This is a genomic window from Bacillus sp. PAMC26543 (assembly GCF_014250375.1).
GTDB lineage: Bacteria > Bacillota > Bacilli > Bacillales > Bacillaceae > Bacillus > Bacillus halotolerans.
This window is the reverse complement of record NZ_CP060193.1, coordinates 2,175,086-2,197,025: the sequence shown is the minus strand read 5'-3', so window position 1 is coordinate 2,197,025 and position 21,940 is coordinate 2,175,086. Positions and strand designations below refer to the sequence as shown.

Annotated in this window: 17 protein-coding genes and 2 pseudogenes; 8 read left to right on the top strand and 11 right to left on the bottom strand. The window is 43.2% G+C overall.

Annotated features, from left to right (window positions below; all coding sequences use genetic code 11):
• Positions 1–63: 63 nt before the first annotated feature.
• A pseudogene (gene parE, locus H7F27_RS11175) lies at positions 64–2,032 on the top strand (DNA topoisomerase IV subunit B).
• Positions 2,033–2,035: 3 nt separating this feature from the next.
• The gene (gene parC / locus H7F27_RS11170) at positions 2,036–4,453 is read left to right on the top strand and encodes a DNA topoisomerase IV subunit A (protein WP_024121595.1); all 2,418 of its coding nucleotides are present in this window, start codon (positions 2,036–2,038) and stop codon (positions 4,451–4,453) included.
• A gap of 50 nt (positions 4,454–4,503) precedes the next feature.
• Here the strand turns inward: parC and H7F27_RS20870 are convergent, their stop codons facing one another.
• Positions 4,504–4,629, bottom strand: coding sequence for a hypothetical protein (locus H7F27_RS20870; protein WP_010334426.1), 126 nt, complete (start codon positions 4,627–4,629; stop codon positions 4,504–4,506).
• A 24-nt stretch (positions 4,630–4,653) separates the two neighbouring features.
• Positions 4,654–5,004 (bottom strand): hypothetical protein, encoded by a 351-nt coding sequence (locus H7F27_RS11165; RefSeq protein WP_101861292.1) that lies wholly within the window; start codon positions 5,002–5,004, stop codon positions 4,654–4,656.
• Positions 5,005–5,461: 457 nt separating this feature from the next.
• On the opposite strand from H7F27_RS11165, the gene H7F27_RS11160 reads away from it, so the two are divergent.
• The 3 genes from H7F27_RS11160 to H7F27_RS11150 all read left to right on the top strand — a co-directional run bounded on the left by H7F27_RS11160 (position 5,462) and on the right by H7F27_RS11150 (position 9,029).
• A complete protein-coding gene (locus H7F27_RS11160; protein WP_101861293.1) occupies positions 5,462–6,859 on the top strand; it encodes an alanine/glycine:cation symporter family protein in 1,398 nt (465 codons plus the stop codon).
• A gap of 333 nt (positions 6,860–7,192) precedes the next feature.
• Positions 7,193–8,692: a cellulase family glycosylhydrolase gene (locus H7F27_RS11155; RefSeq protein ID WP_024121598.1), complete on the top strand. Its 1,500-nt coding sequence runs from the start codon at positions 7,193–7,195 to the stop codon at positions 8,690–8,692.
• Between the two features lie 76 nt (positions 8,693–8,768).
• Entirely contained in the window at positions 8,769–9,029 is a 261-nt protein-coding gene (locus H7F27_RS11150; protein ID WP_024121599.1) for a YnfE family protein, read from the top strand.
• Between the two features lie 398 nt (positions 9,030–9,427).
• On the opposite strand, the gene H7F27_RS11145 is transcribed toward H7F27_RS11150, so the two are convergent.
• The 4 genes and pseudogenes from H7F27_RS11145 to H7F27_RS11125 all read right to left on the bottom strand — a co-directional run.
• On the bottom strand, positions 9,428–10,573 hold the full coding sequence (locus H7F27_RS11145) for an alpha/beta hydrolase (RefSeq protein WP_185847917.1): 1,146 nt from the start codon (positions 10,571–10,573) through the stop codon (positions 9,428–9,430).
• A 546-nt stretch (positions 10,574–11,119) separates the two neighbouring features.
• Positions 11,120–12,391 carry a glucuronoarabinoxylan endo-1,4-beta-xylanase XynC gene (locus H7F27_RS11140; protein ID WP_024121601.1) on the bottom strand — a complete coding sequence of 424 codons (1,272 nt, stop codon included), beginning with the start codon at positions 12,389–12,391 and terminating at the stop codon, positions 11,120–11,122.
• A gap of 173 nt (positions 12,392–12,564) precedes the next feature.
• The gene (gene xynD, locus H7F27_RS11135; protein ID WP_024121602.1) at positions 12,565–14,103 is read right to left on the bottom strand and encodes an alpha-L-arabinofuranosidase; all 1,539 of its coding nucleotides are present in this window, start codon (positions 14,101–14,103) and stop codon (positions 12,565–12,567) included.
• A 525-nt stretch (positions 14,104–14,628) separates the two neighbouring features.
• Positions 14,629–14,778: pseudogene (locus tag H7F27_RS11125) on the bottom strand (6-carboxyhexanoate--CoA ligase); the annotation flags it as partial.
• 221 nt (positions 14,779–14,999) lie between these two features.
• On the opposite strand from H7F27_RS11125, the gene H7F27_RS11120 reads away from it, so the two are divergent.
• The 3 genes from H7F27_RS11120 to H7F27_RS11110 all read left to right on the top strand — a co-directional run bounded on the left by H7F27_RS11120 (position 15,000) and on the right by H7F27_RS11110 (position 17,028).
• Positions 15,000–15,458, top strand: a complete 459-nt coding sequence (locus H7F27_RS11120; protein ID WP_081638314.1) for a GtrA family protein — start codon at positions 15,000–15,002, stop codon at positions 15,456–15,458.
• 6 nt (positions 15,459–15,464) lie between these two features.
• Positions 15,465–16,358: a UTP--glucose-1-phosphate uridylyltransferase GalU gene (gene galU, locus H7F27_RS11115; RefSeq protein WP_024121606.1), complete on the top strand. Its 894-nt coding sequence runs from the start codon at positions 15,465–15,467 to the stop codon at positions 16,356–16,358.
• A 73-nt stretch (positions 16,359–16,431) separates the two neighbouring features.
• Positions 16,432–17,028, top strand: a complete 597-nt coding sequence (locus tag H7F27_RS11110) for an undecaprenyl phosphate transporter UptA (protein WP_014113955.1) — start codon at positions 16,432–16,434, stop codon at positions 17,026–17,028.
• A gap of 58 nt (positions 17,029–17,086) precedes the next feature.
• Here the strand turns inward: H7F27_RS11110 and H7F27_RS11105 are convergent, their stop codons facing one another.
• The 5 genes from H7F27_RS11105 to H7F27_RS11085 all read right to left on the bottom strand — a co-directional run bounded on the left by H7F27_RS11105 (position 17,087) and on the right by H7F27_RS11085 (position 21,940).
• Positions 17,087–18,286 carry a DHH family phosphoesterase gene (locus tag H7F27_RS11105; RefSeq protein WP_106021635.1) on the bottom strand — a complete coding sequence of 400 codons (1,200 nt, stop codon included), beginning with the start codon at positions 18,284–18,286 and terminating at the stop codon, positions 17,087–17,089.
• 166 nt (positions 18,287–18,452) lie between these two features.
• On the bottom strand, positions 18,453–19,982 hold the full coding sequence (locus tag H7F27_RS11100) for an acyl-CoA carboxylase subunit beta (protein ID WP_185847916.1): 1,530 nt from the start codon (positions 19,980–19,982) through the stop codon (positions 18,453–18,455).
• Positions 19,983–20,001: 19 nt separating this feature from the next.
• Entirely contained in the window at positions 20,002–20,784 is a 783-nt protein-coding gene (locus tag H7F27_RS11095; RefSeq protein ID WP_185847915.1) for an enoyl-CoA hydratase, read from the bottom strand.
• 16 nt (positions 20,785–20,800) lie between these two features.
• Positions 20,801–21,703 carry a hydroxymethylglutaryl-CoA lyase gene (gene ldeG / locus H7F27_RS11090; RefSeq protein WP_185847914.1) on the bottom strand — a complete coding sequence of 301 codons (903 nt, stop codon included), beginning with the start codon at positions 21,701–21,703 and terminating at the stop codon, positions 20,801–20,803.
• A 15-nt stretch (positions 21,704–21,718) separates the two neighbouring features.
• Positions 21,719–21,940: an acetyl-CoA carboxylase biotin carboxyl carrier protein subunit gene (locus tag H7F27_RS11085; RefSeq protein WP_024121611.1), complete on the bottom strand. Its 222-nt coding sequence runs from the start codon at positions 21,938–21,940 to the stop codon at positions 21,719–21,721.

The window sequence follows — 21,940 nt, the reverse complement described above, 5'->3', positions numbered from 1 at the left end:
TTATACAATTGACAAGTAACAATGAAAAAGAGAATGTTAGTTTTTTGAAAGGGGTTTGTACGTTTGGCTAGAAAACAGCAATTTGATTACAACGAAGATGCCATACAGGTGCTGGAAGGCCTTGAAGCCGTAAGGAAAAGGCCGGGTATGTATATTGGCTCAACCGACGCGAGAGGCTTGCATCACTTGGTTTATGAAATTGTAGATAACTCCGTCGATGAGGTACTTGCCGGCCATGGAGATCACATTATCGTTAAAATACATAAAGACAACAGTATTTCTGTACAGGATAGAGGCCGCGGCATGCCGACTGGAATGCATAAACTCGGCAAACCAACCCCTGAGGTCATTTTAACGGTGCTTCACGCAGGCGGAAAATTCGGTCAAGGCGGTTATAAGACGAGCGGAGGGCTTCACGGCGTCGGCGCGTCTGTCGTGAATGCTTTATCTGAATGGCTGACGGTTACGATTGAGCGGGACGGCTTCGTCTATCAGCAGCGTTTTGAAAACGGAGGTAAACCGGTCACATCTCTCGAAAAGATTGGCAAAACGAAAAAGACAGGCACACTTACTCACTTTAAGCCTGATCCGACAATGTTCAGCACAACAACTTATAATTTTGAAACGCTTTCTGAACGCTTACGGGAATCAGCGTTTTTATTAAAAGGATTAAAAATTGAACTGATTGACGAGCGGAACGGCCAGCGTGAAGTCTTTTATTATGAGAACGGAATAGAAGCGTTTGTTGCTTACTTAAATGAGGAAAAAGATGCTCTGTCTGAAGTGGTCTCATTTGAAGGAGAGCATCATTCCATCGAAGTGGATTTTGCGTTTCAGTTTAACGACGGCTATTCAGAAAATATCCTGTCGTTTGTTAACAACGTCAGAACAAAAGACGGCGGTACTCATGAGTCAGGTGCAAAGACAGCGATGACGAGAGCCTTTAATGAATATGCGAGAAAAGTGGCTTTGCTGAAAGAAAAGGATAAAAACCTTGAAGGCACAGATATAAGGGAAGGGCTTTCAGCTATAATCTCTGTCCGTATTCCTGAAGAACTTCTTCAATTTGAAGGACAAACAAAAGGAAAACTCGGCACAAGCGAAGCAAGATCTGCTGTAGACGCAATCGTATCAGAACAGCTTGCTTACTTTTTAGAGGAAAATCGGGACACCGCTACTCTTCTTGTGAAAAAAGCAATAAAGGCGAGCCAGGCGCGAGAAGCGGCACGTAAAGCCCGGGAAGAAGCCAGAAGCGGCAAAAAACGAAAAAAAATCAGAAGCGACATTAAGCGGTAAGCTGACACCTGCGGGTTCGAGAAATCCGGCAAAAAATGAATTGTATCTCGTTGAGGGTGACTCTGCGGGTGGTTCAGCAAAGCAGGGAAGAGACCGCAGATTCCAAGCGGTTCTGCCATTGCGCGGTAAAGTCATTAACACGGAAAAAGCAAAGCTTGCTGATATCTTTAAAAACGAAGAGATTAATACGATCATTCATGCCATCGGCGGCGGTGTCGGGGCTGATTTTTCAGTTGACGACATTAACTACGATAAAATCATCATTATGACGGATGCCGATACTGACGGCGCTCATATTCAAGTACTGCTTTTAACCTTTTTCTATCGCTATATGAAGCCGCTCATTGAGAATGGAAAGGTATTTATTGCACTGCCTCCTTTATATAAGGTCAGCAAAGGCAGCGGGAAAAAAGAAATCATTGAATATGCATGGTCTGATGAAGAGATGGATGATGTACTGAAAAAAGTCGGCAAGGGCTATACAATCCAGCGATACAAGGGTCTTGGTGAGATGAACGCAGATCAGCTGTGGGAAACGACGATGAATCCGGAATCCCGTACGCTTGTAAGGGTCAAAATTGACGACGCGGCACGTGTTGAGAGACGCGTGACGACATTAATGGGCGATAAAGTAGAGCCGCGCAGAAAGTGGATTGAGAAAAATGTAGCTTTCGGCTTGGATGAAGAAAGCAATATTTTAGAAAATGAAAACTTATCGGTCGCTGAGGAGGTTTAATGATTGTCACAGCCAGAATTATTTCATGATTTACCATTAGAAGAGGTGATCGGCGACCGTTTTGGACGCTATAGTAAATATATTATTCAAGACAGGGCGCTGCCTGATGCGCGCGACGGTTTAAAGCCCGTACAGCGCAGAATTCTGTATGCGATGCATACGGACGGAAACACATTTGATAAAAATTTCAGAAAAGCGGCCAAAACGGTCGGTAATGTCATCGGTAACTACCATCCGCACGGTGACAGTTCGGTGTATGAAGCAATGGTGCGGATGAGCCAGGATTGGAAAGTGCGGAATGTATTAATTGAAATGCACGGGAATAACGGAAGTATAGATGGAGATCCTCCGGCGGCCATGCGTTACACAGAAGCGAAGTTGTCTTCGATTGCATCAGAGCTTCTGCGGGATATTGACAAAAATACTGTTGAATTTGTCCCAAACTTTGATGATACAAGCAAGGAGCCTGTTGTACTTCCGGCTATGTTCCCTAACTTGCTGGTCAACGGATCTACCGGTATATCTGCAGGATACGCGACTGATATACCGCCTCATCATTTAGGAGAGGTCATTGATGCTGTTATTAAACGCATTCAAATGCCGTCATGCTCTGTAGACGATCTCATGGAAGTGATCAAAGGGCCTGACTTTCCGACAGGCGGAATTATCCAGGGCGTTGATGGCATTAGAAAAGCCTACGAAACCGGAAAAGGGAAAATTATTATCCGCGGAAAAGCTGAGATCGAAACGATCAGAGGCGGACGTGAGCAAATTGTGATTACAGAAATTCCGTTTGAAGTCAATAAAGCCAACCTTGTGAAAAAAATGGACGAGTACCGTATTGATAAAAAGGTTGAGGGCATCTCCGAGGTTCGAGACGAAACAGACCGAACCGGCCTTAGAGTGGTCGTAGAACTAAAGAAAGAAGCAGATGCCAAGGGCATTTTGAATTACTTATATAAAAATACTGATTTACAGATTACGTATAACTTTAATATGGTGGCGATCCACAACCGCCGTCCAATGCTGATGAGTCTGCCATCTATTTTAGATGCATACATCGGCCACCAAAAAGAAGTTGTGACAAACCGATCCGTTTACGAGCTTCAAAAAGCAAAAGACAGACATCACATTGTAGAAGGTCTTATGAAAGCTTTATCGATCTTGGATGAAGTTATCGCAACGATTCGCTCCTCAAGCGATAAACGTGACGCCAAAAACAATTTAATGGCGAAATATGAATTCACTGAGCCTCAGGCTGAAGCTATCGTGTCCTTGCAGCTATATCGTTTAACAAATACCGATATCACAGCGCTCAAGGAAGAGGCTGAAGAGCTCAGCAAAAATATTGAAGAGCTTGAATCGATTTTGAGCAATGATAAAAAGCTGTTAAAGGTCATTACAAACAGCTTAAAAGCGCTGAAAAAGAAATATTCGGACACTAGACGCTCTGTCATTGAAGAAAAAATTGAGGAAATCAAAATTAATCTTGAAGTCATGGTTGCCTCTGAGGATGTATACGTGACCGTTACAAAAGATGGCTACTTAAAGCGCACAAGCCAGCGTTCCTTTGCCGCTTCAAACGGACAGGATTTTGGAATGAAGGACACAGACAGGATGCTGCACCAGTTTGAAATGAATACGACAGATGTGCTGCTGCTTTTCACGAATAAGGGAAGCTATATCTATTGTCCGGTTCACCAGCTGCCTGATATCAGATGGAAGGACATGGGCCAGCACTTTTCTAACATAATCACGATTGAACGTGACGAAACGATTGTAAAGGCCATACCGATAAAAGAGTTTGATCCAACTGCTTATCTTTTATTCTTCACGAAAAACGGCATGGTGAAAAAGACAGAACTCACCCATTACAAAGCACAGCGTTATTCTAAAGCACTTGTGGCGTTAAATCTAAAGGGTGAAGACGAGCTGATTGATGTACATGTGACAAATGGTGACAGTCAGATCTTGATGGCGTCACATCTGGGGTATGGCCTATGGTTTGGAGAAGATGAAGTAAATGTTGTGGGCGCACGTGCAGCTGGCGTTAAAGGAATTAACTTGAAAGATGGAGACTTTGTTGTGTCAGGAGAAATTCTGAATGAGTCTGATTCTCTCGTATTGTTTACACAGCGGGGAGCGGTCAAACGTATGAGTCTTTCTGAGTTTGAAAAGACCTCCCGTGCAAAACGGGGAGTCGTTATGCTGCGTGAACTGAAGAAAAATCCACATCGTGTCGTTTCGCTGTTCGCGTGCGGACTTGATGAGCGATTTATGGCAGAAACGGAAAAAGGGGACAGAAAAGAACTGCAGGCTAAAGAGCTGCGAACAAACGACAGATACAGCAATGGTTCATTCTTTATTGATGAAGAAGAATCAGGCAAGGTCACAGCTGTCTGGCGTCTTACAACTGAATAACCATTAAAAAACCCGCCCACATATCGTGAGCGGGTATATTTTGTTTTTCATCAGCTTTCATGGCTGGTGAATAAGTCTGTCACGGCATGAATGACTTCAATACCTTGCCATACAAATAAGTTCAGCGCTGTGAAAGAGAACAAGCCTAAAATCACCATTCTTAAGATAAACAACATGTTAACAGCCTCCTCATATTTTCGTTATATATTCGGGTGATGTTGAACATGAAGTTTGTCGAAATAAGACGATTGATAAAATTTCGCCAGTATAAAGCTTTTTCTTCGCTGCCGTCTCCGGGAGTAACATATATCTTTGTTTTCCGCGGTCATCAGCAGCACAGCCATTGAGAAGGCAGTCAGCGCAAAAGTTCCGGTGATGGATTTCTTTTCATCATCTGCATTTTGGCCAGCTTTCATCTCATGCATTTCCTGCTGGTCGGCTACCGCTTTATAATGATGGCCAATATCAAAGGCGTGGGGAATTGAGAACAAATGAAAACTGGCAATCGCCAAAAATAAGATGGACGCTTTAAGTATCGTTACTTTTTTCAAATGATCTCCCCCCTTCGATATTACTGAATATTTTTATAATGATACCCCAGACCATCTTAAAAGTAAACCTGATTTATTAAATTTAAAAATAAAATTCACTTTGTTAAGTATATATCGTTTCAGTTCCATTTTAAAGTGAAATGTCTTTTATTAGTATATGTATACCCGATCTAGGGTGTGATTCAAAACATATTTTAAAGATATGTTTGCAGCTCAAACATTATCACGATATACACCCTAAGGTTAGGGAGAAACAAGCGGAGAATGAATAGAAAGGGAGACTCTTTTTATTGATTTCTAATGATTTTATTCATAGAAAATAAAAAATCAAACCAACATAATATTCTTCCGAAAAAACTTTCTAATTCGACATATTGTGATATAATAATACTCGTTGTGTTAAAAAATCTAACATCAAAAATGAATTCAGCATGAATTGCAAAAACGGGAGGTAAGTATGGAGTCTTTTTTCAGCAAAATGATTAATATTCCAAGTGCCTTTATTTGGGATTATTTAGTCTATATTTTAGTAGGGCTTGGATTATTTTTTACAATTCGTTTTGGTTTTATCCAATTCCGATATTTTATTGAAATGTTTAGAATAGTAGGTGAGAAGCCTGAAGGAAATAAAGGCGTTTCATCTATGCAGGCGTTCTTTATTTCTGCGGCATCCCGAGTTGGTACAGGAAATTTGACTGGTGTGGCCTTAGCAATTGCGACAGGCGGACCAGGAGCTGTATTTTGGATGTGGGTTGTAGCTGCTGTAGGGATGGCTTCAAGCTTTGTTGAGAGTACGTTAGCGCAGCTTTATAAGGTGAGAGACGGGGAGGATTTCCGCGGCGGACCGGCCTACTATATCCAAAAGGGTCTTGGAGCTAGATGGCTCGGCATTGTATTCGCTGTTTTAATTACTGTATCGTTCGGTTTAATCTTTAACGCTGTTCAAACTAACACAATAGCGGGTGCCTTAGATGGCGCTTTTCATGTGAATAAAACAGCAGTAGCCATCGTTCTTGCTGTTTTAACTGCGTTTATTATTTTTGGCGGTTTAAAACGTATTGTGGCGGTATCACAATTAATTGTTCCGGTAATGGCAGGCATTTATATTCTTATTGCTTTATATGTAGTGATTACTAACATTTCTGCATTCCCGGGAATTATCGCAACAATTGTCAAGAACGCTTTCGGCTTCGAACAAATTGTCGGCGGCGGTTTAGGAGGTATCATTATAACCGGCGCAAAACGGGGACTATTCACTAACGAAGCAGGAATGGGAAGCGCGCCGAATGCAGCTGCGACAGCTCATGTTTCGCACCCGGCAAAACAGGGTCTTATTCAGACATTGGGTGTATTTTTCGATACATTTATTGTCTGTACATCCACTGCGTTTATCGTATTACTTTACAGCGTAACGCCAAAAGGTGACGGTATTCAAGTAACACAGGCTGCATTAAATCACCATATTGGAAGCTGGACGCCGACTTTTATAGCCATCGCAATGTTCTTGTTTGCATTTAGTTCAGTTGTCGGAAACTATTATTATGGTGAGACAAATATTGAATTTATTAAAACTAGCAAGCTATGGCTGAATATTTACCGTATCGCGGTTATTTTTATGGTTGTTTACGGATGTATGGCAGACTTTCAACTTGTTTGGGACATGGCGGATCTCTTTATGGGGCTCATGGCGCTGATTAACTTAGTTGTGATCACACTGCTGTCAAACGTAGCATACAAAGTCTATAAAGATTACGCGAAACAGCGCAAACAAGGACTGGATCCTGTGTTTAAAGCAAAAAATATCCCAGGATTGAAACACGCTGAAACTTGGGAAGATGAGAAACAAGAAGCATAATTTATAAAGAATACGGCTGCATTCAATGACTTGAATGCAGCTTTTTATTTGCCGAAAAAAAAGCGGAATCTTTTGATTTCATCAAAAAATAACGTGTAAAGTCCTGATCAAACACTTTTATCCCTGATATACACGTGTCAGCTGTATAGGAAGCAACACAAAAAGAGTCAATAGACAGGCTTTTAAGCCGCCTAAAAACAAGAAATTAGGTTGATAGACAATCATGAGAAAGATTTTTACAATGAGTGCGTGTTTAAAAAAAGAAAGGGAGGGAGAACGGCAGCTATTAGCCATACGTTCTACATGATTATTTGAAGGAGGAGAGAATGCTATATGAAACGTTCAGTCTCTATCTTTATCGCATGTTTATTAATGACAGTATTAACAATTAGCGGTGTCGCGGCACCAGAAGCATCTGCAGCAGGGGCGAAAACGCCTGTAGCCCTTAATGGCCAGCTTAGCATTAAAGGTACTCAGCTAGTCAATCAAAACGGAAAACCGGTGCAGCTGAAGGGGATCAGCTCACACGGTTTGCAGTGGTTCGGCGATTATGTCAATAAAGACACTTTAAAATGGCTAAGAGACGATTGGGGAATTACCGTCTTCCGGGCGGCAATGTACACGGCTGACGGCGGTTATATCGAGAATCCGTCTGTGAAAAATAAAGTCAAAGAAGCTGTTGAAGCGGCAAAAGAGCTCGGGATATATGTCATCATTGACTGGCATATTTTAAATGACGGCAATCCAAATCAAAATAAAGAGAAGGCGAAGGAATTCTTTAAGGAAATGTCAAGCCTTTACGGAAGCTCACCAAACGTTATATATGAAATTGCTAATGAACCGAACGGTGATGTAAATTGGAAGCGCGATATCAAACCGTATGCGGAAGAAGTGATTTCTGTTATCCGTAAAAATGACCCGGATAACATCATTATTACCGGAACAGGCACTTGGAGCCAGGATGTCAACGATGCTGCGGATGATCAGCTTAAGGATGCAAACGTCATGTACGCGCTTCATTTTTATGCCGGTACACACGGCCAGTTTTTAAGGGATAAAGCGGACTATGCGCTCAGCAAAGGAGCTCCGATTTTTGTAACGGAATGGGGGACGAGTGACGCTTCCGGAAATGGAGGGGTATACCTTGACCAGTCGAGGGAATGGCTGAATTATCTCGACAGCAAGAAAATCAGCTGGGTAAACTGGAACCTTTCTGATAAGCAGGAATCATCCTCAGCTTTAAAGCCGGGGGCATCTAAAACAGGCGGCTGGCCGTTATCAGATTTATCCGCTTCAGGGACATTTGTAAGAGAAAACATTCGCGGCTCCCAAAATTCGAGTGAAGACAGATCTGAGACGCCAAAGCAAGAGAAACCCGCACAGGAAAACAGCATCTCTGTGCAATACAGAACAGGGGATGGAAGTGTGAACAGCAACCAAATCCGTCCTCAGATCAATGTGAAAAACAACAGCAAGACCACCGTTAACTTAAAAAATGTAACTGTCCGCTACTGGTATAACACGAAAAACAAAGGCCAAAACTTCGACTGTGATTACGCGAAGATCGGATGCAGCAATGTGACGCACAAGTTTGTGACATTACATAAACCTGTAAAAGGTGCAGATGCCTATCTGGAACTTGGGTTTAGAAACGGGACGCTGTCACCGGGAGCAAGCACCGGAGAAATTCAAATTCGTCTTCACAATGAGGACTGGAGCAATTATTCACAAGCCGGTGATTATTCTTTTTTCCAGTCGAATACGTTTAAAGATACAAAAAAAATCACATTATATAATAACGGAAAACTGATTTGGGGAACAGAACCCAAATAGTGACTGTTTTGACGGACATCACAATTGGTGTCCGTTTTCACTATCTAACAAGCGGCAGAACAAGGAGGTACAAGCTGTGAACGAAACATTGAAACAGTATATGTTGCTGTTCAAACAAAACAGCGACTTGGTTAACGGACCGGACTATCCAGGAAAGGAAAAAGAAATCCAAAACCAAAAAGAACAGATTGAAGCCTACGAAAAACTTCTGCAGCAAGGCTTTACCAGCGATTATGATTATGATGAGTTTGCTGATTCGGTGATCAAATGCGCATACGGTGATATGACATTGGAAGAGCTGGAAGCCGTATATTATGGATTGACTTCGCCATTTTAAAGTTTCTTAATAAGACTTGCTGAAGCTCAGGCATTTGACACTTGAAATGAAAAGCAATCGAAATTGGCCAACCTGCAAGTAATTTTCTTATTCTGTCTCACTAACTTAAGTATACTTTGTTATTGAGACAGAATTTCTTTGAAATTAATTACTTCCTAGAATATATATTATGTTAACTAAAATAAGTCGTAAATCCACACCATTGTTGTTCAGCCTCTCTTATGCCAGGATTATTATCTGTATAAGAAAAAAACTTTAAAGTAGCTCGCGAAAACAATAATTGTTTAGGTGCAATGAAATTTGACAAATCATTGCACCCTTGAGCTTGTAATAATAATCTATTTCGTCAGTTGATTTTTTTAATTGTTTTGCCGCTTCCAATGCCCAATTCGGTTATGTCACTTGTTGCTGGTTTTCTTGATCAAGTCCACGCCATCGTATGCCAGACTCTCCACACTTGCAGCCTTCTGCAGTATGTAATGATCAAAAAAGTTCTTCGTATAGTCTGTAACAAGATTTCGCATCTCTATAGCATCCCGTTCGCCTCTGAGTTCCTCATTAACACTGGTAAACACGATGTCGCAGTAATCTAAATGCGCAACACGATCAACAGAGAAATAATAGGTTTCCATGCTATTGTTAGCGCCAATTATCGCATTCATGTTATAGTTAGGTTCACAAAACAGTAGCAAAAAGGGTTTCTTAAGGTCGCTGTCGAGAAGGTCGAACGCACCGCTATCCAAGCCAATCCCGCAGGCGAACCGGTCGTCGTCCCGGCAAACAATCGCCGTCGTAGGCCCTCCATAAGAATGTCCGACTATGCCCATGCCGATGTCAAGCAACAATCTGCCCTTAAAGATGGAATTCAGCTCTCCAGAATCCAATTTGTAAAGATAATCGGCTACATACCTTACATCTTCTGCCTGTAATTCACTATACTCTGTTAACTTGGCAAGTATCGGCAGTGTAAGCACGTTATGGCACATCTCAATGGCAGTTTCATCGTCAGGCCGCATCTCCATCTTACCAGCCAACGCCAGCATCTCCGGATCTTCAGAAAACGCCATAATGACATCCGAAAAATCCTTTGAAACATTAAACAGGCGCCCATCTTTACGCTTATACATCGTGCTATTCTGATGGCCAATGCTTACCACAACATATCCCATGCTTGCCAAGTCTGTACAGATCACTGTACCCCATTCTGGAGAACCGCCCCCGCCGCAAACATAGAATAACACCGGATAGCGCTTTTCCTTCCCGGAGAGAGCAAGGTCGTCGTAACACTGGGTCTTGATATCTATAGAGAAAACATCCTTCCCTTTAAGATACGCAGTGACAAGTGGCTGCTCATTAAGCATCTCATAGACTTCAGAAAACATGTACGTTGATGTAGTCTTCCCTTCGCTGCTGTCAGATGGATAATACACAAACGCCGTCAGTTCTCTTTTTGAGTGATCTGATGCCGTGTACTCAACATCCATCTGGGTTCGACCAACAGCATAGCCGCCAATTGGTTCTGGAAATGCGTCATAAGTTTTCACTTTCTTGTTCCCCCTTCATTAATAAAAGTGGCGAATGTGAAATACATACATTGCGCTATAAGCGCTTTTCAAAACTGTTTTAGGGTCTGTTTCAACAAGAACCCAAAAATCGTATTCTAGATCACTGAACAAGCGAACATTCCTTTTTAGTTAAGGACTATATAATTCCCAATAATTATTTCCAAACTTGCTGCTTCTTTTCATGTTAATGAGCGAATACTTAATGAGCGAATACATGTGCACATCTCTTTTAACAAGATTTTTCTATAAAATTTCGACAAGGTTCTACAATACCCTTCTATAAATATTCATAATATCTCAGTGATAGTGCATCGGTCGTTCAGAATGGATCCACTTTTACTTTCCCAAATAATAAAGGGTAATACAACTCTGTCATTTTCAGAAACAGAATTGTATTACCAAAAATTCAAAAAAACCCATCAAATTAAATATATAATTTCTTCCTCTAGTTTATTCCTCTTCTCTGGTTTTGCTATATGGATTTTTGGCAAAACATGTCCGCGGGCCCGCTTGCCTGAGGTCCCCTTAACGATTTGCGACAAATGTTGTCACGCTTTGAGCTGGAAGATGGGCCCAAAAATGATTGCCCGTTACATTGAGATTCGTTCCAGGTTGAAGATTGCTGCTTCCGCTTGTTATCCACCTAGATACCTGAGAAGCAGATCCATTCTGCAACACAAAGTTTTGGTTGACCCCTGTATTGCTTTTGTTAATGGCAACAATAACGACCTTGTTGTCACCTTTATAGGCTGACACGTAAACGTTCGCATTAGGATTTTTCGTTGCATCTACCCTTACATAGCCGGGACGCACAAACTTCGAGAAATGAGCCATATTGTAACCGCGTTTGCTGATCGTACCGTCCTCTTTCATAGGACCGTAAGATCTGCGGATGTACCACCAAACATAAGATTGAAAATCTCCCTCCACCATTGAATGGTGAATATGCTCTGAAACGCCTAATGCCTCGGGCCAGCGATCCGCTGAATTGTTGTCACTGTTTGGATAGTATACTTCCGTCATCCATAGCTCTTTCCCTGCTCCTTTTTGTTTGAATAGAGGATAAGGAAACTGACTGACCTGAGTACCGTACAGGTGAGTTCCGAGAATATCCATATTCCTAAGCGCCTGTGGATCGTTCAAAATGGGGTCCGATATATTTTTAAAGTACTGAAAAGATTCTGGTGCAATGACACGTGCATTAATGGAACCGGCATTTTCTCTCATGAAACGAAGTATTTCTTGCGGAGTCCACCACGTCCATTCGTGCGCATAATCAGGCTCGTTTTGAACAGAAATCGCATAAAGATTCACGCCATTATTCTTCATGTAGGTAACAAAATCGTTAAGATGCTGCGCGTATGCGGCGTACTTATCGTATCTTAGCCGTTTAGCTGATGTGTCACCATTACGATTGAAAGTCTCAACCATATCGCTTGGAGGATTCCAGGGAGAAGCAAAAACGATTGCTCCATGTTTGATCGCACTCTTTGCAGTCTCCACTTCTCTGTACCAATTATTTCTATTTTCATCCACATGAATTCTTAAGATTGAAAAACCTAACTGATTCTGTCCATTGCCAAAAGCGGTTTCTCTTTGAGCTGCTGTCAAATCTCCAATCCAAGCCGGGTGGTTCATGCCTCCAAAACCGCGGATCACTTGTTTTTCTGCAGATAAATTAATTGTTACATCACTTGCTGCTAAAACTTCAGTAGCACCTGGCCCGGCTAACATGACTGACAGCATAGTGAAACATACCAATAATACACAAATTGGTTTTTTTACGCTTGAAATCATTTTTTCCTCTCCTTCATATGTCTTTTACGGTATTAGAAGAATCTGATCTGTCTTCTTTTATATTGCAAACAAAAGGTTGTATATCAAACTTTTCCTTATATCCATAATGGGGGCTGCTCCGGCGTTGGTCAGTTCTGCACCCTTCTCGTTTCTTAAGCGGAGCCATTACGGTGCTATCTTTGCGTAAACTGCCAGTAATCAAAATTAAACAAGTTTCCTGTACCTGTTCCGGTAAATACAAAGAAAACTTTGTGTACACCGGTTGCACCGCTTACCGCAGTTTCTATTTCTCTCCAGGTTTGCGCTCCGCCTGTGGAAGGTACATTCAGGGTTCCTGCAAGCTTACCGTTTGCACTGTCTAGACGCACTTCTATTTTCCCGCCTATAGTGGATGCTACATTTGCTTTAAACGTTCTGGCACCGCCCGCCCCGAAGTCTGCATTTCCTACAGCAATCCAGTCTCCGTTATGAATGCTTGTTACATTTTGATTATTTACCGGCCCGCCGGTTGCTGAAGATTTCTCGGTCAATATGCGTCCATTCCAGGCAAACGTTTCAGCTTCTACCCGGTTAAATGGATTCAAATTGGAAAGCTGTGTTACGCCTGCATAATTTGCCGCAACCTCTTGAATGGATCCATCTGCATTATGCACCAGCTTATTAATATGGGGAGAACGGTATCCTTTGCCGGCCCCGAACAGAGCGGAACTGACAGTTTGAGCATGGTACACCACATACCACTCATTTTTTAAATTGAAAACAGCATGGTGGTTGTTTCCGCCACCTCCGAAAAATGCTCCCGGATTTTTCAGGAAGTGCCCTCTATATGTAAAGGGACCCATGGGACTTGAGCTGGTCATATAGCCGATCTCACCTGGGGGTTTATCGGCCGGGTGCGTGCCCCCGAAATTGATGCAATAGGAATAGTAATATTTTCCGTTATGCTTATGCATTCCCGAATCTTCAAACATAAAAGGCGCATCAATTGTAGCTGCACTTCCAACAACACTGGTCATATCAGGCCCCAATTTCATGACTCTTGCTGTTTTAGGATTGGCCCATTGTCCCTGCGTTGGATTTGAACCGCCAGGAACGCCCCCCCCGGCATACAGGTAACCGGTGCCGTCATCATCTACAAATACTGCCGGATCAAAAAGCCATACAACACCGGACATTCCTGGCGTACTTGGCGTTACGAGCGCTTTTCCGATTGGGTCGGTCCATGGGCCAATCGGGCTGTCTGCGGTGAGAACCCCGATACCTCCGCCGCTGTTTGCGAAATAAAGGAAGAATTTATCCTTACCATTTATCTTTTTAACTGCGACTGACGGGGCCCAGGACGCACCTGCCCATTTCGCAATCCCCCGGCCGCCATTAGCCCCGTTGGCACCTGCTACCGGAATGGCTCCGTGGTCTGTCCAGTTCACCATATCCGCTGAAGAGATGACGAATACTCTATTCAAATTGGCAAATGAGTTATCCTTAATCGTTCCGTTGCTATTATATTCATAGTCATCACTTGACATATAGATGTAGACTCTTCCGTTATAGGTCAGCGCAAACGGATCTGCTCCCAAATGATGGTCTATAAGGGGGTTTGAATTCCCTGCATGTTTTGCAATTGTAGTACTGGCTGCATACGCAGACTCCCCAAATAAGCAACTCAATAATAAAGCAAGAACCCATAAACATACGCTACACTTTTTACTCATGACTTAACATCCTCCTTTTTTCTAAAAATGGGGGGTGATCACACAGGTCATGAAGGACACATAAATCGGATGCCGATCATATCATCGAACTGTGAAAAGCGCACTGACATTCAAATAAGTATATTTAGCCCCCCCTTTTTCCTCCGCCATCCTGATGACACGTACCACAGCTTGCCGATGCATGCTGCTGGCAGGAAATAAAAAGGCAGGATTTTTCAAGAGTTCCCTCCGATCACATTGAATAGAGATGCAATATTATACAAAATATCCCTTTATCTAACATCCTAGCATGATTATAATAAATGTGTATAGAATACTTTCGGAGGAATTATTGTTCGGTTTTACAAAGAAACTGGATACATTTATTCATTGAATATATAAGGTGGGAAAATCAGTCTTAAAAGGTTTTCAGGCGCAAAAAAACAGCCGTTCAGAGCGGCTGTTTTTTTTAGAGTACAAGAACTATTGCGGTATACCCGCCGTCCATAACTACGGCCTGACCTGTGATGCCTTTTGCTTTGTCGCTGTCCCTCTCGAGTGCGAGAAGCCTTTATGTAATAAGCCATTCACCCCTTCCTGTAAACCGCTGTAAGTGATGACCCGTTCTCCGCCTTGTTCATAGGGGGCGTCCTGGAAAGCTCTCATTCTGACGCTGTAATATGTTTCTTCCTGCATCATATTCCCCTCCTTTCTAACCTTGAGAATGAATGTTAACTAAATTTATTAAAGGTTAACACTTGTTCAGAATATTAGTGTTCCTCGTAAAATATGTCAACCTACAAGATCAAACTATTAACTTAATGAATCTGCAAGGCCTCATTATTTTTCATGTTTTGTTCATATTTTAGTAATTGTTTATTCAACACTGTCCGCTAAAGTAATTCATATCAACAAATGTGACAGCCATCTGCATTTTTTATGAAGGGAGGTCAAAACCGGGTGCGGTTATGTTGAAAGAAAAAATAAAAACATTAGGCCGTTTTTGCACCGTGGGCGTCGGAAATACGCTGATAGATTTTGGTGTCTTCTTTCTTCTCACCGCTTGTCATGTCCCTTATCTGCCGGCACAGATCTGCTCCTATTCGGCAGGTATCATCAACAGCTATGTGTGGAACCGGAATTGGACGTTTCGTGTAAACCGTAAGGCTGACGGAAAAGAGATCGTGCGCTTTCTCATGATTAATATTGCCGCGTCGGGGATCACCTTTTTGCTGCTATATTTATTTCAAAAAGGCGGCTGTTCGCTTTTGGTGAGTAAGTTCGCCGCCACTATCGGCGGAATGATGATGAATTTTATCGGAAACCGAATCTGGGTATTTGGAGATTCGCTGAAAAACATACAGGATCAGGAGTGAAGATGAATGAGAAAAAAAGTGAGAAAAGCGGTTATTCCCGCAGCGGGTTTAGGAACGAGATTTCTGCCGGCGACAAAGGCGCAGCCGAAAGAAATGCTCCCGATTGTAGACAAACCGGCAATTCAATACATTGTAGAAGAGGCCGTAGAGTCAGGAATTGAAGATATACTGATTATTACAGGGAGAAACAAACGCTCGATTGAAGATCATTTTGACCGGTCGGCGGAATTGGAATTCAATCTGCGGGAAAAAGGCAAGACGGAGACGCTTAAGGAAATACAGCAGATTGCCGATTTGGCCAACATACACTATATCCGCCAGAAAGAACCCCTCGGCTTAGGTCATGCGGTGCTGTGTGCGGAGCATTTTATCGGAGATGAGTCTTTTGCCGTTCTATTAGGCGATGATATTATGGTGTCTGAAAAGCCGGCTCTTCGGCAATTAATGGATGTATACGCCGATTATGGCACAGAGGTTGTCGGCGTACAGTCTGTTCTCCCTGAGGATGTCAGCAAATATGGCATTATTCAGACATCAGGCTCTCAAGGCCATGTGTATGAAGTGAACGATTTAGTTGAAAAACCGTCTCCGGAAGAAGCCCCTTCCGAAACTGCAGTGATGGGACGATATGTACTGAATCCTTCTATCTTCCCTGTTTTGAAGTCGATCGGGAGAGGCGCAGGCAATGAGATTCAATTAACAGATGCACTTCGTGAGGTTTGCCGTACCCAGCCTATTCATGCGCGGCTTCTGGAAGGAAAACGATATGACATTGGCGATAAATTGGGCTGTTTTAAAGCAAGCACCGAAATCGGCTTAATGCGTCCTGAAATGAGATCTCAGCTTTTAGCTTATTTAGAAGAAGTGCTCAAACGGGAAACAAAAGAAGTGCTGCGATAAAAAAATTTGTAACCATCTTGCTCGTCAATCAGTCATATAATAGTGAAAAAGATAAGGACAGGTTGTGAAGAATGTGGGCAGTTTGATAAGCGAAATTTTAACTTGGCTGACGAATATGGGATATGCGGGCATTGCAATTGGGTTGATGATCGAAATCATACCGAGTGAAATTGTATTGGCCTATGGCGGCTATATGGTATCGGAAGGCACGATTGGATTTATCGGCGCCATCATTGCGGGGGTTATCGGGGGCACCATTGCCCAGATCTTTATTTATTGGATCGGACGCTATGGCGGCAGGCCGTTTTTGGACAAATACGGGAAGTACTTATTGATTAAAAAGCATCACATTGACATGTCAGAAAACTGGTTTCAAAAGTACGGTACGGGGGTTGTCTTCTCGGCACGTTTTATACCGGTTGTCAGACATGCGATATCAATTCCCGCAGGCATTGCCAAAATGCCGTTTCTCAAATTTGTGGTACTGACTGTACTTGCTATCATTCCGTGGTCTATCCTGTTTGTTTATTTAGGCATTCAGCTCGGAAGCCAGTGGGATGACGTTGAGAACATTGCGGGCACTTATACAACACCGATTATGATACTGGCTATAGTGGTCATTGCACTTTATTTTGTCATAAAAAAACGCACAGCCATTTTTAAACGATAGCTAAACGATAGCTAATGGATATGCATAGGGAGGACTCTCCCCTATGCATATTTTTTTGTTATTTTCGATGATGATTTGAAAGCTTCATATGTTCCGCTAAAAATGCGACAAACACTTCATCTCGTACAAGAGATGCCGCGTAATTCCTTTTAATAAACCATTCTGCTTCCTCAAAAGCCGAGAAGGTTTCATCCTGTGTCTCCCCGTTAATTTGAATGTTCCATGCGTTGTCCGAAGGAAACAGGAAGAATCTCATTTGTTCGCGATTTTCGTATAATGAGCCGTTTGCCGACCCTTTCAGATTATAGAAATTACGGAATGCATCTGGGCGGACCGGTTCCATTCGGAATGCTTCAGCTACAAACAAATCGTATACTTCGTCCGTTATGGAACAGCCTGAAGCCTTCGCATGCCCCCCGCCTCCGTACCGGCCTGCTACTTCTGAAACATCAATGTAATCATGAATGGTGCGCAAGCTGGCTCGTTTTGATCCCATGCTTAAAATGGCAATGTAATCAAGATGCGGATTGTCTTTTCCGAGTCTGTTTCCGAGTTCAGAATGGTACGATTCTGCGTGAACGATACCTACACAGTGTTCGTGAACAAAGGTTTGCACCATTTCTCTTTTTTTCCTGCGAAGGTAGCGCTCGATTTTCTCTTCTTCTAAATCAAGCAGTTTCACTTCAAATTCATCAAAGAAGAATTCGTCATGGGCAGAAAGCCGTTGAATCATTTTTTGTTCAAATTCATCGATTGAAAGCAAAAAGAAAAGGTCATTGAGCCGCTTTGCCTGTTTTTGATCGTACTGCTCCCATTCCCAAGTGTCGTATTGGCGGATGAGCTCTGTAAATTGATCTAAGGCGTTTGTCGGCTTCATCAGATCATTTTGGACAAGATAGTCGTATAAAAGAGATGTGGCCGATGCAAGACGTCCGTCATCGTATTCCACCTGGACAAATCCCCACTCATGCTCATTCAAATGAAGGGCTGTTTTATGGTGGTCAATCAGTTTCACTTTTCCGCCCGCATGGACATACTCGTTCAGCCTCTTTTCATTTTCTTCATTGACAGCAAGATCCGTGATAAATAAGGCATCGTGTCTGCTGCTCTCTTTTGCTTTTTCTAAGAAGTATTGGACTTGAGCATTTAAGCCGTTGACAGAGTTATAACGGACCTCAACTTCTTTCCCGAAAGCCAATTTCGCAACGATCCCGCACCCTACTCCGTCCAAGTCGTTATGTGAATATAAATGGTACATAATAAAGGCCCCTTTTTATCATACTGGAGATTGCCGCTATAGGTGTGCGGCAGCCTTTATTTACTATTGTAAAAAACAGAGGGTTTTATGCACAGTTGATTAGTTTACATAATAAAATTATCTAAAACAATAAAAAGAGCGCTTATCACGCTCCTGGTACTTCCTTTTAAACTGGATAGACCGGATGTTTTCGATTGGTGAATGTCACTTCCTTTGTCATGTACGCCATAAGCCGTTTGTGCAATTCCTCGCGCAATGAATTGGCTGGGATTACCGCGTCAATGATCATCTCTGAAGCCAAGCGGTATATATTGATGTCCTCTTTGTACTCCTCACGTTTGCTGCTGATAAATTGAGCCTTCTCTTCTTTCGGCAGATCGGAGATTTTTTTGGCATAGACAGCGTTTACGGCTGCTTCAGGGCCCATTACGGCGATTTGTGCGGTTGGAAGCGCTATGCAGCAATCCGGTTCGAAAGCCGGTCCGGCCATAGCATATAACCCCGCCCCATAGGCTTTTCTCACGATCACAGAAAGCTTGGGGACGGTTGCTTCTGACATCGCTGAAATCATTTTGGCTCCATGGCGGATAATTCCGGCCTGTTCTACCTTTGTGCCGATCATAAAGCCGGGAATGTCCGCTAAGAACAGCAAAGGAATATGAAAGGCGTCGCATAATGTGATAAATTTAGCGGCTTTGTCCGCTGAATCGTGGAATAAGACACCGCCTTTTACTTTTGGCTGATTCGCGATAATTCCGACAGGCTGTCCGTGAATCCTCGCAAGACCTGTAATGATTTCCGGTGCGAATAAAGCTTTGATTTCAAAAAAAGAGCCTTCATCTATTACACGATCGATCAGCTCAAACATATTAAAAGGTGCATTTTGGTTTTGCGGAATAACGTCGGAAAGCGGTATGTCAAAGGGCTTTGGCGGCCGTTTTTCTTGTACAGGCGCTTTTTCTTTATAATTTGCCGGAAAGTAAGATAAATATGAGCGTGCCAAGTGAATGGCTTCTTGTTCAGTTTCAGCGAGAATATCTCCGCAGCCGGAAACTGAACAATGCATGCGGGCGCCTCCCATCTCTTCAAGTGACACCTTTTCGCCGATCACCATTTCCGCCATCCGCGGCGAGCCTAGATACATGGACGCGTTACCGTCTACCATGACGACAATATCGCAGAAGGCAGGAATATACGCACCCCCAGCTGCGGACGGGCCGAATAGAAGGCAGATTTGGGGAATGCGCCCTGACAATTTGACCTGATTGTAAAAAATTCTCCCTGCGCCTCTTCTGCCCGGAAATACATTGATCTGGTCGGTGATTCTGGCGCCTGCCGAATCGACTAAATAAATGAGCGGACAGTTTAATTTTTCTGCTGTTTCTTGTATTCTGATGATTTTTTCGACTGTTTTTGCTCCCCAGGAGCCTGCTTTCACTGTAGAATCATTTGCCATGGCGCAGACGGTTTGGCCGCCGATTTTACCAATGGCGGTTACGACTCCGTCGGCGGGAAGCCCGTCTGACATACATTCTGCAAAAAAAGCGTCCTCAAGCTCGATGTCATCGTCAAATAAAAGGGCAAGCCGCTCTCTAACAAAGAGCTTGCCTTTTTCTTGGTTGCTGCGATGATACTTCTTCGCTCCGCCTTTTTGTATCCTTTCCGCCCGTTCTGTTCGTTCTTTTTCATAATCCATAAGGCATTCCCTCCGATCTTTATTCTCCCGTGTATACGGCACGTCTTTTTTCTTGAAAGGCTTGAAGTCCCTCTGTCCTGTCCTTTGTCGGGATCGTGTGTTCATATGCTTTTTGTTCAATTGATAATCCCGTTGCAAGGTTTGTTTCCAATCCTTTATTGATCGCGAATTTAGCCTGGCGGACGGCAATTGGTCCGTTAGCTGAAATGGCTTCTGCCAGTTCCCCTGCTTTCGCCATAAGCTCACAAGAAGCCGTAACATGCTCTACAAGGTTTATCTCTTTGGCTTCATGTGCGGTTATGCGTCTGCCTGTATAAATGAGTTCTTTTGCTTTTCCTCTGCCGATCAGACGCGGAAGTCTTTGTGTCCCTCCTGCGCCTGGGATAATAGCTAAAGCCGTTTCCGGAAGGCCTAACGTAGTGTTCTCTGCTGCTATTCGGATGTCGCATCCCAATGCCAATTCAAGCCCGCCTCCTAAAGCACTTCCGTTTATGGCTGCTATCACCGGCTGCGGCAAGGCTTCGAGTAAAGCAGCGGTTCTGTGAATGAAGGATACACTTTTGAGAACCTGATCTTGTTTCATTTTTATTCTTTCTTTTAAGTCTGCTCCCGCACAGAACGCTTTTTCACCGGCGCCTGTCAGGATGACGCAGCGGATTTTCGTGTTGAATTCAATTTCATGGAGAATGGATTGCAGGTCTCTAAGCATTTCTGCCGAAAGGGCATTTGCCGCATGGGGCCTGTTAAGGGTGATGACAGCAATGTGTTCTGTTTTTGCAGTGAAAAGAATAGATTCTCCCATTGGTATTTCCTTTCTTTTATAAAGATGATTTATACACCTGTAAGTTTCGGCTCGGAAGATGTTTCCCGATTTTCTCCTCGATCCATTTGGCTGCTGGAAGTAACTTGGCGAGCTTTACGTTTGTTTCGATTCCCATTTGATCAAGCATGTACACGATATCTTCTGTCGCGGCATTTCCCGATGAACCTGGAGCATATGGGCAGCCGCCAAGCCCGCCCGTTGAGCCGTCAAATGTGGTGATGCCCATTTGCAGAGCGGTGAGAATGTTGGCGAGAGCCGTTCCCCTTGTATCATGAAAGTGGAGTGCGAGCTGGCTTGCCGGGAATCGTTTCAAAAGCGCTTCAAGTACGATTTCAACCTGTACAGGATTTGCCGCGCCGATCGTATCTCCAAGCGATAGTTCAGAAATTCCGAATTCAAATAAAGATTCTGCCAGGCGAATCACTTGTTCGATCGGTACATGTTTTTCATACGGACAGCCGAAAACTGTGGAGAGATAGGCTCTTACTGTAAGATTTGCTTTTTTTGCGTCGTCTGTTACTTGTTTGAGAACTTGGAGAGTGTCAGCAGTGGATTTGTTGATGTTTTTTACGTTGTGTGTTTCGCTTGCGGACATAAAGACAGAAGCTTCGTCAATACCCCCTTCCAGCGCATTCTCCAGTCCCATTTGATTAGGGACAAGTGCTGCGTACGTGATGCCTTTTACCCGGCTGATGCCTTTTGCCACATCTAGAGCATTTCGAAGCGCGGGAATCCATTTTGGATGAACGAAGGATGTTATTTCGATATAGGAGAGTCCTGTCTGGGAAAGCTGGTTGATCCAAGCGATTTTGTCTTCTGTTGCAAGCCACACCGGTTCGTTTTGCAAGCCGTCCCGCGGGCCGACTTCTCTTAACATGACTTTTTTAGGATAGGACATGGTAAGCCTCCCCGATTATTGAGTTGGATCGTTCAGTTCGAGCAGCACATCACCTTCATTCACGAAATCACCTTCCTTTTTTTTCACTTCTTTGACTGTTCCGCTTCTCTCTGCAACAATCGGGATTTCCATTTTCATTGATTCTAAAATGGCGACTTCCTGGCCTTTTTCAACGTGGTCTCCGGCTTTGACATGCACCTTCCACAGGTTCCCTGCCATTTGAATGTGTATCGTCAT